This window comes from Actinoplanes auranticolor, assembly GCF_018332655.1.
Classification (GTDB): domain Bacteria; phylum Actinomycetota; class Actinomycetes; order Mycobacteriales; family Micromonosporaceae; genus Actinoplanes; species Actinoplanes auranticolor.
Genome location: NZ_BOQL01000001.1, coordinates 1 through 12,415, shown reverse-complemented (window position 1 = coordinate 12,415; position 12,415 = coordinate 1). Strand labels below are relative to the sequence as shown.

9 protein-coding genes and 1 pseudogene are annotated in these 12,415 nt (G+C 68.7%); 1 reads left to right on the top strand and 9 read right to left on the bottom strand.

The genetic code is table 11. The features are described from left to right. Positions 1–63: 63 nt before the first annotated feature. From Aau02nite_RS00050 to murD, 8 genes are all read right to left on the bottom strand, one after another. Positions 64–984: a carbohydrate ABC transporter permease gene (locus Aau02nite_RS00050; RefSeq protein ID WP_438841079.1), complete on the bottom strand. Its 921-nt coding sequence runs from the start codon at positions 982–984 to the stop codon at positions 64–66. A gap of 19 nt (positions 985–1,003) precedes the next feature. Then, entirely contained in the window at positions 1,004–1,915 is a 912-nt protein-coding gene (locus Aau02nite_RS00045; protein WP_212986184.1) for a carbohydrate ABC transporter permease, read from the bottom strand. Positions 1,916–1,970: 55 nt separating this feature from the next. Then, positions 1,971–3,407: an N-acetylglucosamine/diacetylchitobiose ABC transporter substrate-binding protein gene (gene ngcE / locus Aau02nite_RS00040; RefSeq protein WP_212986183.1), complete on the bottom strand. Its 1,437-nt coding sequence runs from the start codon at positions 3,405–3,407 to the stop codon at positions 1,971–1,973. 34 nt (positions 3,408–3,441) lie between these two features. Then, positions 3,442–4,341: a carbohydrate ABC transporter permease gene (locus Aau02nite_RS00035; protein WP_212986182.1), complete on the bottom strand. Its 900-nt coding sequence runs from the start codon at positions 4,339–4,341 to the stop codon at positions 3,442–3,444. Then, on the bottom strand, positions 4,341–5,327 hold the full coding sequence (locus Aau02nite_RS00030) for a carbohydrate ABC transporter permease (RefSeq protein WP_212986181.1): 987 nt from the start codon (positions 5,325–5,327) through the stop codon (positions 4,341–4,343). Before Aau02nite_RS00030 ends, Aau02nite_RS00035 begins: the two co-directional genes overlap by 1 nt. An 80-nt stretch (positions 5,328–5,407) precedes the next feature. Beyond that, entirely contained in the window at positions 5,408–6,715 is a 1,308-nt protein-coding gene (locus Aau02nite_RS00025; protein ID WP_212986180.1) for an extracellular solute-binding protein, read from the bottom strand. A gap of 50 nt (positions 6,716–6,765) precedes the next feature. Further along, positions 6,766–7,743: a MurR/RpiR family transcriptional regulator gene (locus tag Aau02nite_RS00020; protein ID WP_212986179.1), complete on the bottom strand. Its 978-nt coding sequence runs from the start codon at positions 7,741–7,743 to the stop codon at positions 6,766–6,768. A gap of 360 nt (positions 7,744–8,103) precedes the next feature. Next, positions 8,104–9,456 carry a UDP-N-acetylmuramoyl-L-alanine--D-glutamate ligase gene (murD, locus tag Aau02nite_RS00015; protein WP_212986178.1) on the bottom strand — a complete coding sequence of 451 codons (1,353 nt, stop codon included), beginning with the start codon at positions 9,454–9,456 and terminating at the stop codon, positions 8,104–8,106. Between the two features lie 62 nt (positions 9,457–9,518). Between murD and Aau02nite_RS00010 the strand changes: the two genes are divergently transcribed. Further along, positions 9,519–10,844: a MurL-like N-terminal domain-containing gene (locus Aau02nite_RS00010; RefSeq protein WP_498368211.1), complete on the top strand. Its 1,326-nt coding sequence runs from the start codon at positions 9,519–9,521 to the stop codon at positions 10,842–10,844. Between the two features lie 77 nt (positions 10,845–10,921). Here the strand turns inward: Aau02nite_RS00010 and Aau02nite_RS47225 are convergent. After that, positions 10,922–12,415 (bottom strand): annotated as a pseudogene (locus Aau02nite_RS47225) (FAD-binding oxidoreductase); the annotation flags it as partial.

The following is a 12,415-nucleotide window of genomic DNA, read 5'->3' as shown; positions in this document are numbered from 1 at the left end:
CGGAACGCCGCCGGGCGACGCCCCTCCCCCGTGGAAGGACGCCGCCCGGTGGGCCGTGCTGAGCTACTTGGTCGCGCCCGCGGTCAGGCCGGACTGGATCTGACGCTGGAAGAACGCGTACACGATGATCATCGGCAGGATCGAGAGCGTGAGCGCCGCGAACAACGCGGCCCAGTTGGCCTGGTAGCCCGCCGAGACCGAGATGTTGGCGATTCCCTGGGTGAGCACCCACTTCTCCTGCGCGCCCGCGCCCTGCATGATCGCCACCGGCAGCAGGTACTGGTTCCACTGCCCGACGATGTTGAAGATCGTGATGCTGACCAGGCCGGACTTGGCCATCGGCAGCATGACCTGGAAGAACAGCCGGGTGTGGGAGGCGCCGTCGACGATCGCGGCCTCGGCGATCTGGTTCGGCAGCGTCTTGAAGAACGCCGTCATGAAGAAGACCGTGAACGGCAGCGAGTACGCGATGTAGACCAGGATCAGGCCGGTGTAGGTGTTGAGCAGGCCGAGGTTCTGCAGGATCAGGAACAGCGGCACCAGCGCCAGGAACACCGGGAAGGCCAGGCCCGAGACGAACAGGTAGTAGATGAAGCGGTTGCCGACGAACTTGTAGCGGGCCAGCACGTAGGCGGCCATCGAGCCCAGCAGCATCGTGCCGGCCGTGCTGAGGGCCACCACGAAGACGCTGTTGAGGAAGTAGCGCCCGACGTGCGCCTCGGTCCAGGCCGTCTTGTAAGTCTCGAACGAGATCTTGCTGGGCAGGCTGAACGGCGCCTGCGTGAAGATCTCCGCGTTGCTCTTGAACGACGCCAGGATCACCCAGATCAGCGGCGCGATGACCAGCAGGCCCCAGACCGCCAGGGCGACGTGGGCGAAGCCGCTGAAGAGCTTGATCTCTTTCTTCTCCCGCTGCGTGGCGGGGGTGGCGTGCCGCGACCCGGTGTACGAGGCCGCCGGCCCGTCCGTCTTGGTAGTAGTCACTTGAGGCTCCCGGTCCGGCTCACAGCTCGATCGCGTCGCGCCGGGTGACCCGCAGGGTCAGCGCCGCGAACGTGATGGTGAGGAAGAACAGCACGACACCCATCGCCGAGGCGTAGCCGAACTGCGCGTAGTCGAAGGCGTTGCGGTAGATCTCCAGGCCCAGCACCGTGGTGGCGCCGTCCGGGCCGCCGCGGTCCACGGACATGACGTTCACCAGGGCGAACGCGTCGAAGGCGGCGATGCCCAGGTAGACCCAGGCGACCTGCAGCGTGTTCCACAGCAGCGGCAGCGTCACCTTGAAGAACAGGGTGCCCCGGGTGGCGCCGTCCAGCGCGGCAGCCTCGTAGATCTCCGTCGGGATGGAGCCCATCCCGGCGGAGAACAGCACCACGTAGAAGCCGACCGCCTGCCAGACGAGCACGGCCAGGATCGACCACAGCGCCAGGTTCTTGTCGGCCAGGAACAGCACCGGCCCGGCGCCGACCTGGTTGAGCAGGCCGTTGATCAGGCCGCTGTCGTCGGAGGAGTAGACCCGGGAGAAGATGACCGCGACCAGGGCCAGGGCCAGCAGCTGCGGGAAGAAGAACACCACCCGGTAGAACTTCGAACCCCAGACCCCCCGGGTACGGCCGCCCTTCGAGCCGCCGCCCACGTTGAGCAGGAACGCGAAGAACAGCGCCAGGATGATGGTGAGCAACGGAAGGAAGATCAGCAGCAGGATGTGGTGCTGGATCGCCTTCCAGAACGTGCTGTCCTGGAACAGCTTGACGAAGTTGTCGAAGCCGATGTAGCTGACGTCCGGCGAGAAGCCCCGCCAGTTGGTGAACGACAGCTGGAACGCCTGGACGTACGCCGCGATCACGAACGTGCCGTAGATGGCCACCGGCACGATCAGGAAGCCAATGATGAACGGGTACCTGCCGTGCTTCATGGTTCTTTAGCTCCGTTCGTGATTGCGGGTACGTCGTCAGCGGCTCAGCGCTTGGTCAGCGGGAGAACTTCTGGATGGACGAGTCCTTCTTGACCGCGTCGGCGGCCTTCTGCATCCGCGTGACGAACTTGTCGGCGGTGCCGCCCTGGTAGATCAGCTCGTTGGTGGCGGCGCGCAGCTCGTCGTCCAGCTTCTTGTACCAGGTGTCGAAGCGGAAGCTGAAGGTGTCCGCGCCCGCCGCGCCCAGGGCCTTGTTGCCCGAGGTCAGGCCGGCACTGATCTCCATACCGTCGGTGGCGCCGGCCACGACGGTCAGCGTCTTGGTGAGCTGGGTGAAGCCCACGGCGCCGGCCTTGCTCAGCATGTGGCGCAGGAACTCCATGCCGCCGCGCGGGTTCTTGCCCTTGCTGGCGACGAAGTACTGCTCGCCCGCGGCGGCGTAGAGGGCGGTGACGGGCAGCTTGTCGGCCGTGGTCACGCTCGGCACCGGCATGAGCTGGTAGTCGAAGCCCGCGGGGGTGTCCTTGGCCTGCTCGTTCTCGAGCCAGGAGCCGGACGGGTAGAGGCCCACCTTGTACTGGTTCTGCTGGAGCTGGACCTCGGTGTGCTTGAGACCGAGGAACGCCTTGTTGGAGTACTTGGCGCCGATCTCGGCCCACGCGGCGGCGGCCTGCTTGACGGCGTCGTTCGTCCAGGCACCGTCCTCGAGGTTGTCGATGTTCTTGAGGATGTCGGCGCCACCGATCTTGGCCGCGCTGGTGAGCAGCAGCGTGTACATGTAGTACGGCGCGTTCGCACCCGCGTAGCCGAACGGCGTGATGCCCTTGGCCTTCATCTTGTCGAGCAGCGCGGTGAAGTCACTCCACGTGGTCGGCACGGTCCAGCCGTTGTCCTTGAACAGCTTGCCGCTGTACCAGAGGCCGAAGACGGTGAAGGCGTAGTTGAGCACGTACGGCTTGTCGTTGAACGTGCCCTGCTCGATCGTGCCCGGGATCAGGGTGTCCTTGACGGTCTTGCCGGCGATGTCCACCGACGGCGCCGCGAACAGGTCGGTCAGCTCCTGCACCTGGCCGGCCTGGACCAGGGCGCCCTGGTCCATCAGCTTCGAGCCGGAGTTGTTGATCATGTCCGGCGGGTTGCCCGCGGTGAACCGCGGCTGCACCACCGTGGAGATCTCCTCGGCCTGGTTGAACGTGACCTTGGAGTTCGGGAACAGCTTGTTGTACGACGGGATGTCCACGTCGGTCGCGTACTTGGTGCCGAGGCCACCGTTGAAGATCAGGATCTCCAGCGGCTCGTCCTCCTTGATGCCCAGCGGGTTGGTCGCGGAGACCGTACCGGCGGGCTTGTCCGCGGCGGCGTCCTTGTCGTCACTGCCGCCGCCCACGCAGGCGCTCAGCATCGTGACGGCGGGGGTGGCCAGCAGGCCCACGGCGGCAGCGCGGCGCAGCAGCGTCCGGCGGTCGACCTCGGGCTTGAAAATCTCAGTCATGCGCTTTCTCCTCAGATGGTGATGCGGTGCCGGGTCAGCCCTTGACGGCGCCAGCCGTCAGGCCGGTTGCGATGTTGCGCTGGACGATCAGGAAGAAGATGACCACCGGGAGGGCGGTCAAGATCGACCCTGCCATGAGCGGGCCCCAGAAGGTGCCACGACTCGTCTGGTTCTGCAGGAGCCAGGCCATCAGGTTCTGGTTCGCCTGGTCGTTGAGCGTGTTGATGATGATGAACTCGTTCCAGGCCTGGATGAAGCCGTAGACGGAGGTCGCAACCAGACCGGGACCCGTCAGCGGCAGGATGATCTTCCAGAAGACCTGGAATCGGCTGGCTCCGTCGATCAGTGCGGCCTCGTCGAGCTCGCGCGGGATGGCCTGGATGAAACCGCGCAGGGTCCAGACCGTATACGGCAGGATCAACACGATATAGACCAGCGTGACCCCGATCAGGCTGTTGGTCAGGTTCGCGCCCTGCAGCATGAGGAACAGCGGGATCAGGATGGCGATGAACGGCACCATCTGGACCGACAGGACGACGAGGATGATCGCCTTGCGGCCGTAGAACCGGAACCGGGCGATGGCCAGGGCAGCCAGGAAGCCGACGACCAGCGCGCCGAGCACCGCGCCACACGTGATGAGCACGCCGTTGATCAGGTTCTGCTGGAAGAACGGCGCGTTGAACGCCGACTTGAAGTTGTCCAGCGTGAAGGTGCTCGGGAAGAACGTGGGCTCGAACTGCAGGATCTCCGGCGCCGGCTTGAACGAGGTGTTGATGACCCAGTAGACCGGGAAGAACATCACGATCGCGAACAGCACACCGAAGGTGTTGGCGGCGACCGTCGCGGCCCTGCTCCGGCCGACCGTGGGCGTGTCCGACTCGCGCTGCGGGCGGCGCCGCTTGCGTACGGCGGTCTGCGGTGTGGTGGCGACCATCAGTCCACGTCTCCGATCTTGAACATCTGCCGCATGTAGAAGGCCATCACGGAGAGCAGCAGCAACACGGTGACGACGGCGATCGCGGAGCCCAGTCCGTAGTTGTTGTTGTTGAACGCGGTGCTGTAGGACCAGGTCGCGAGCACCTGGTACTCCTCCTCGGGCCGGCCGTTGCGGACCACCCAGACCTGGGTGAAGAGGCCGAAGTTCCAGATCACCGACAGCGTGGTGACGATGATCAGCAGCGGCTTGAGGATGGGCAGGGTCACCTTCAGCAGCGCCTGCCAGACCGAGGCCCCGTCCACGACGGCTGCCTCGAGCAGTTCCTTGGGGACCTGGGTGAGGCCGGCGTTGAGGGTGATCGCGATGAACGGGATACCCGCCCACACCACGATGGTGGTGATCACCGTCCAGCCCTGCCACGGGTCGGCGAACCAGCTGTGGTTGGCGAAGTCGACGCCGGGCAGCAGGTCGATGAGGTAGTTGAGGACACCGAAGTCGGAGTCCACCAGCCAGCGGAAGGTCTGGGTGGCGACCAGCTGCGGCATGGCCCAGACGAACATCATCGCGACGATCATGGCGATCCGCACGCTGGGCGCGACCCGGCGCATCAGCAGCGCGACCCCGAGCCCGAGCACGACGGTGAGCACCACGGACACCACCGTGAAGGCGACGGTCCGGGCCACGACCTCGTAGAAGGTCCGGTCCGTGAAGATCTTGACGTAGTTGTCGAAGCCGACGTTGTCGGGGGGAAGGTTGCCGAACAGCTGGCGCAGACCGAGGCTCTGGAACGACAGAACGGCCATCCGTACCAGGGGATAACCGAGCAGACCGGCCAGCAGCAGCAGCGCCGGAAGGGTGAGCACCAGCGGGGCGAAGCCGCCGCTCGTGGCCGAGCGACGCTGGCGCCGGGCGCGCCCACCCGTCGGCGCCTCGGCCGGCGGCTGCTCTGCCGGCGGGGCGGACGGGGAGTCGACGACGGACATCGGTCCCTTACCTCTCTTGCGGGGGAAAGTGAGGTGCCGGGTGCGCCGCCCGCCCGGAGCCGGGCGGGCGGCGCGTCCGGTCAGCTGGCGTTGAGGATCTCGTTGATCTTCGTGTCGGCTTCCTTGGCGGCGTCCGGCACGGTGGCCTTGCCGCTGGCGATGCTGACGAGCATGTTCTGCAGCACGTTGGCCGACTCGACGTCGGACCACTTCGGCGCCATCGGGACGAACCAGGTCTCCTTGGCGGCCTGGGCGGTCGCCTCGTTGCCCTTCACCGCGGCGGCCTTGTCCAGCAGGTTGGTCGCGTTGGGCAGCGCGCCCTTGGCGATCAGCGCCTCCTGGCTCTTGGTGTCGGTGAAGATCTGCGCCCACTTGGCGGCCAGGTCGGCGTTCTTGCTCTTGGCCGTGACGGCCACGTTCGAGCCGCCTAGGAAGGACGGGATGCCGGGCATCGCCACGCCGGTGACCTTGCCGTTCACCTTCGTCTTGACCTTGTCGCCGGCCGGGTTGTTCGGGTCCTTGGGCTGCTCCTGCGCGGCGCCGAGCTCCCACCCGTTGCCGTACATCATGCCGGTCTTGCCCTGCGAGAAGATCGCCGCCTGGTCGTTCTCGTCCTTGGTCGGGTCACCGCTGTAGAAGGTCTTGGCCAGCTCGGCCCACTTGGTCAGGCCCGCCTGCGCACCGGGCTCGGACAGCGTGCCGACCCACTTGTCGCCGTCCTTCTTGGCGATCGTGCCGCCGTTGCCGTGCACCCACGCCATGCCCGCGTACCAGTACTTGCCGGGCATGTGGAAGGCGGAGAACTGCTTGTCGCTGCCGTTCTTCTCCTTGAGGACCTTCGCGGCGTTGATGACGTCCTCGTAGGTCTTCGGCGCGGCGAGGCCCGCCTTTTCGAAGAGGTCGGTGCGGTAGCCGAGCACCCGGGCGCCGGCGTAGTACGGCACGCAGTAGGTCTTGCCGTCGAGCTCGCACGGCGCCGAGAGACCGGTCAGCCACTGCGCCGAGTTCTCGAACTGCCCCTTGTCGAGCGGGGCGAAGGCCTGGTTGAAGACGTACTTGGGCATCTCGGTGTTGCCCAGCTCCACCACGTCGGGCACGTCGTTACCGGCCAGGGTGGTGTCCAGCTTGGCCAGGTGGTCGGTCCACTGCTGGTAGTCGACCTGCACCTGGGCGCCGGTCGCCTGGGTGAAGCGTTCGTTGGCCTGCTTGACGACCTCGGGCCAGCCCGACTGGGCGTCGACCATCAGCCAGACCTTGATGGTCTTGCCGGCACCGTTGACGGAAGCGGCGGCGTTGGGGGTGTCGCTGCTGTCGCTGTTCGAGCCGCACGCGGCGGCACCGATCAGCGTCGCGGCGAGGGTCGCCGCAACCGCGATTCTGCGCTTCACGCTAGTCCTCCTGGACGAATGAGTTATGCGGGTGAGAGGGGATCTCGAATTCATGGGGCGGAGCTCCCGTCCTTGACGGCTTTGTGGCCGTGGACGGCTTGGGCGGTGCGTTGGAAGGCCGCGTGCGAACGTTCGTGGGTCCGCTGGGCGACGGCTACGTAGAGCAGATCGAGGACGACCAGCTGCGGGTGCCGCGCGGAGAGCGCGTCCGGCCGGAAGGTCGTGGCCTGGGTGGCGGTGAGCAGCACGATGTCCGCCAGCTCGGCCAGGGGCGAGCGGGGGAAGCTGGTCAGCGCGATGGTGGTGGCGCCGCGGCTGCTGGCCTCGGCGAGCAGTTCTATGGTCTCGCCGGTCTCGCCGCTGTGCGAGATGCCCAGGGCGACGTCGCCGGCCCGGGAGAGCGCGGCGCTGGCCAGGCCGTTGTGCACATCGGTCCAGGCCCAGGCGGCCACCCCGATGCGGTGCAGGCTGAACTGCATCTCCTCGCCGACCAGCGCGCTGCCGCTGGCCCCGAAGATGTTGACCCGCGGCGCGGCGGCGATGGCCACCGCGGCCCGCTCGACCTCGGCCAGGTCCAGCAGCGAGGCGGTGTCGTGCATGGCCCGGGTGTCGGCCGCCATGATCTGCCCGAGCACCCGCTCCAGCGGGTCGCTGGGCTGGATCTCACGGCCGATGTCCACGGTCCAGCCGGACGCGCGGGCCCGGCCGGTCTCGGCCGCGATGCCCAGGCGCAGGTCGGCGTAGCCGTCGAAGCCCAGCGCCCGGCAGAACCGGGTCACGGTGGCCGGCGAGGTGCCGCTGCGCTCGGCCAGCTCGACGATGGTGGCCCGGGAGGCCGCCGCCGGGTCGGTGAGGACCTGCTCGGCGACGCGCTGCAGGGCGCCGGTGAACTCGGGCAGCAGGGTGCGCACCCGCACCAGTACCCCGTCCGAGTTGTTCATGGTGTGCTGCGGCGGCGGGGCCTGGTCGCGCACCAGCGAGTCGACGACCGCGGTCGCTGCGGTGCCGTCTGCGTCTGGCTCGACCATGGGCCGTCCCTTCAGAAAGGAGTGTTAACTGTCGCGGTAAAAGTTCTTACTTTCTGACCCCCCGTGTCAAGACCGTGGGTGAAGTTTTCAAACCGTTACCTGGAGCACGTCGGTCGATGCGGGTGACCCGGCAGTCGGTTGACGTACGTCGATCCACATATGGCCGTTAGGGCGTGACCGCTATCACCTGCACCCGTTTAGACCGTTTTACTGGTCGGCTTTTTGGGTCGCCAACGGCATCAAACGGCGTGACTGAGTGGCCCGGACGGGGGAACCGGCGAGCAACGCGAAACGCCCTCGCAATCCGCGAGGGCGTCTCGAAACAGAGGAAGCTCCGGCAATAATTCTGCCCAGAACCGGTTAAGCGCTGTCGCGGACCGCTTGGGCGAAGACCTCGGAGCGGTGCTCGAAGTTGCGGAAACGGCCGTAACTGGGCGCCGCCGGGGACAGCAGCACCACTCCCTCGGCCGGCGTGAGCTTGCGGGCCAGCCGTACCGCCGAAGGCAGATCCTCGGCCGCCTCCGTGCGCACGCCGGCCAGGCCGGCCAGCTCGGCCAGGATGCGCGGCCCGCTGTCCGGCAGGCCGATCACGGTGATCTCCCGGTCCTTGAGGTGCTCACGCAGGGGGCTGTAGTCCAGGCCGCGGTCGGTGCCGCCGACGAGCACGGTCAACGGCCGGCCCTCGTACGCGTCGATCGCGTGCATCGCCGAGTACGGACTCGTGGACAGCGTGTCGTCCACGAACGTCAGCCCCGACGGGTCCTCGATCTCGGCCAGCCGGTGCGGCAGCCCCTGGAAGGATGCCACCGCCACGCGCAGGGCCTCCCGCTCGCCGACGACGTCGATGCCCATGCCGTCCAGCACCGCCAGGGCGACACAGAGATTGCGTTCGTTGTGCCGGCCCCGCAGCTTGAGCGTGTCCCGCGGGAACAGGGCCTCGTCGCTGCAATAGACCTGGGCGTCGGCCTCGACCCGGAACCGCGAATCGCCGCCGGCGGCCGGGATCGCCGCGAAGCCGTTCGCGTCCTTGACCGCCACGGTCTCGGCGATCAGGCGGTCGTCGGCTCCGTTGATCACGATCAGCTCGGGACCGTGGGCCAGCAGGTTGAGCTTGTCGCGGTAGTACTCCCGCTCGCCGCCGTGCGCGTCCAGATGCTCGGGGAACAGCGAGGTCACCACGGCGACCCGCGGGGAGTCGGTCAGATCGCTGCACTGGTAGCTGGAGAGCTCCAGGACGTACAGCTCTGCCGGAGGCAGGTCGAGCAGCGGCACCCCGATGTTGCCGCCGAAGACGTTGGGCCGCCCCACCGCGGCCAGCAGGTGGCTGATCAGGCTGGACGTGGTGCTCTTGCCCTTGCTGCCGGTCACGCCGATGGTGCGGTTCGCGTGGTCGGCCATCCACAGCGCGCTGCCACCGGTCACCGTGACCCCGCGGGCGCGCAGGTCGGCCATCCACGGGTGGGTCTGCGGCACGCCCGGCGAGCGCACCACCACGTCGGCGGCCACCAGGGCGGCCTGGGCGTGGTCGCCGCCGGCCAGCGGCGCCAGTGCGGCCAGCTCGCCCTCCCAGGGCACCGACAGGAAGTTGACGCTGTCGTCCACCGCGATCAGGCGCGAGGGACCGTGGGCGGCGACGGCCGTGACGGCGGCCCGGCCCTCGCGGCCGGTCCCCCAGACGGCTACGGAACGGCCGCGCAGGTCTGCCAGGCGCACAATCGTCTCCCTCGGTCGAGTCGCACTAGTATGGCTCGCTGGTCCTACGACGGGAGCTCCGGGTGCGCGCGCAGTACGAGGTCATGCGGTTCCCCGCATACAGGTTCGATCGGGCGACGGGAGTCGCGGAGTTCGACTACCTGCTCGACGGCCCGGCGCCGCTGGAGTTCACCGAGACCATCACCTTCCCGCTCGGGCCGGGCAAGCCGCCGGCGCACTTCTTCAAGGTGCTGGAGCTGCTGCACGTCGTCGCCGGGGTGAGCTACTACAAGGTCGGCGCGCCGGCCCGGATCGAGGCGCCGGTCGCGGTGCCGGCTGCGGTCACCGAGTTCTTCACAGCCGTCTACACACACGGTCTCGGGGAGTACGCCTACGTCAACAAGCTCCCGCACGTGCTCGAGCTGTCGGTCACCGCGCCGGCTTCCTCGGCTTCTCCCGCTTCCCCCGTGGACAACTCGGACGGGCGGCCGCTGTCGGCGGTCGGCGGTGGCAAGGACTCCATCGTCACCCTGGAGATCCTGCGGGCCGCCGGGCTGGACCCGGTGCCGTTCTCGGTCAACCCCAACCCGGTGATCGTCAACGTGAACGCCGCCTCGGGCCTGACCGCCCTGGCCGCCCGCCGCAAGCTCGACCCGCGCCTGTTCGAGCTGAACAAGGCCGGTGCCCTCAACGGCCACATCCCGGTGACCGCGATCAACTCCCTGATCGCGATCGCCACCGCGGCCCTGCACGGCCTGGGCCCGGTGGTGATGTCCAACGAACGCTCGGCCTCTGACCCCAACCTGATCTGGAACGGTCACGAGATCAACCATCAGTGGTCCAAGGGCGTGGCCGCCGAGGGCCTGCTGCGGGCCGCCGTCACCGCGCACACCGGCCTGACCGAGCCGTACTTCTCCCTGCTGCGCTCGCTGTCGGAGCTGCACATCGCCCAGCTCTTCGCCCGGCACACCGCGTACGACGACGTGGTGACGAGCTGCAACAAGGCGTTCAAGCTGCACGACCCGACGGCCCGCTGGTGCGGCGACTGCCCCAAGTGCCGGTTCGTGGCGCTGGCCATGGCTCCGTCGATGTCCCGGTCCCGGCTCACCCGGATCTTCGGCCGGGACCTCTTCGCCGAGCCGGAGCAGGTGCCGGGCTACCTGGAACTGCTCGGCATCGACGCGCACAAGCCGTTCGAATGCGTCGGCGAGGTGGAGGAGTCGCTGGTCGCGCTGACGATGCTGGGCGACGACCCGCAGTGGGCGGACGCACCGGTGATCACGGCGCTGCGGGCGGCGGTGCCGGCGGAGGCGTGGGCGGCGGCGTCCCGGGACGAGGTGCTGACGCCGGGCGGGCCGACGTACGTGCCGCCGGCCTACGCCAAGATCCTGGCCGACGCCCTCATCTGACCGGTCCGGTACCGCCCGGCCGCCGACGCGTCCCGGCCGCCGGGCCTGGCCGATCGGCCAGGGCGGGCCGGGGCTCGTCAGTCGGGCTTGTCGTGGTGGATGCGGTCGGGGGCCACGCCCAGCGCCTGCAGGGCCAGGCTGGTCGCGGCCAGCATCAGCGGCGGTCCGGCCAGGTAGACCTCGTGTTCGGACCACTCGCCGTAGGCCGCGACCGCGTCGGTGACCAGGCCACTCGGGTACGGCCCGGCCTCCCCCTCGGAGATCACCGGAATCACGGTGGCCCGGCGGCAGGCTCGGGCGATGTCGGTGATGTCGTCGATGTCGTACAGCTCGCTGAGGTTGCGCACGCCCCAGAAGAGGACCGCCGCCCGCGGATCCCCGGTCTCGGCCAGTTCGGTGAGCAGCGCCTTGAGCGGAACGACCCCGGTGTCCCCGGCGATCATCAGCAGGTCCCGCCCGGACGCGGGCAACCCCATCTCCCCCTCGGCCCGGGCGATCCGTACGGTGTCCCCGATCGCGGTGTGGTAGACCAGCGTGCCGCTGACCCCGGTGTGACTCTTGGCCCGCACGTGCAACTCGACGAGGTTGTCCCGGCGAGGTGCACCCGACAACGAGTACGGCCGCCACACCCCCGACTGCGCGGGCACCTCGATCCGGGCATACTGGCCGGGCCGGAAAGGCATGGGCAAATACGGTCGCAGCCACAGCACAGCGAGATCATCCCGGCGCCGTTCGTGCCCGACGACAACCGCGGTCCAGAAGGTCGGCTGATAAGCGGCGGCGGCCATCCCATGGGCGATCCACTCGTACGCGTGCTGCCACGTCGACCGCCAGGCCTGATCAAAATCCTGCCGCCAGCCACCGGCAGCCATGCCGGCCCGCATCGCCTCGGCCAGCGCCGCCCCGGCGAGCTGCAACTGCTGCGGCAGCACTCCGCACTCGGCCAGCGAGGCACCGAGCCGGCCGCACGCCGCGACCAGCACCGGCGGCTGGTCCAGGTGGTGCACCAGCCAGGTCAGGGCCTCGGCCAGCTGCGTGGCCTGGAGGGCCGGGCCACCGGGCAACCTGGCGAAAAGCCCCGGCTGAGCCTGCACGAGCGCGGCGCGCAACCGCTCGGCGACCTCCTCGGGCCCGCCGGCCAGGGACAGACTGTTGCCGAGCAGCCGCGCCATCTCCCGCAGGGCAGCATCGTCGGCAGGATCCATACCGTCGGGGGGAAGGACGGGGCGGGCGTCGACCGGCGGAACGAACCCGGGCATCCGCACCGGGCCGAAGGGGCCGACAGCCTGGACCGGATCGCCGGGCCACTGCGGCCCGGCCGGCCGCGGGCCGCCGATGCCGGGGATGCCGCTGATGGGCTCGGTCGACGACCCGGTGGCGGGGATCAGCGGTACGCCACCAGGCCACGGGCCGGCGCCGGGCGGGTACGGGGTGGTGGCCCCGGGCCGCAGCCCACCCCGCCCGGGAGGAGTGACGGCGCCCGGCCGGCTGGGAACGACCTTGCCTGGTGTGGTGGGGACGAGGCCGCCGGGCGTGGTGGGAACGACACTGCCGGGCGTCGCGGGAACGAC

What these genes read in the sequence shown, in the direction of transcription:
- Aau02nite_RS00045 (WP_212986184.1), bottom strand. Translation starts at nt 1,915, where the DNA reads ATGAAGCACGGCAGGTACCCGTTCATCATTGGCTTCCTGATCGTGCCG.
- ngcE (WP_212986183.1), bottom strand. Translation starts at nt 3,407, where the DNA reads ATGACTGAGATTTTCAAGCCCGAGGTCGACCGCCGGACGCTGCTGCGC.
- Aau02nite_RS00035 (WP_212986182.1), bottom strand. Translation starts at nt 4,341, where the DNA reads ATGGTCGCCACCACACCGCAGACCGCCGTACGCAAGCGGCGCCGCCCG.
- Aau02nite_RS00030 (WP_212986181.1), bottom strand. Translation starts at nt 5,327, where the DNA reads ATGTCCGTCGTCGACTCCCCGTCCGCCCCGCCGGCAGAGCAGCCGCCG.
- Aau02nite_RS00020 (WP_212986179.1), bottom strand. Translation starts at nt 7,743, where the DNA reads ATGGTCGAGCCAGACGCAGACGGCACCGCAGCGACCGCGGTCGTCGAC.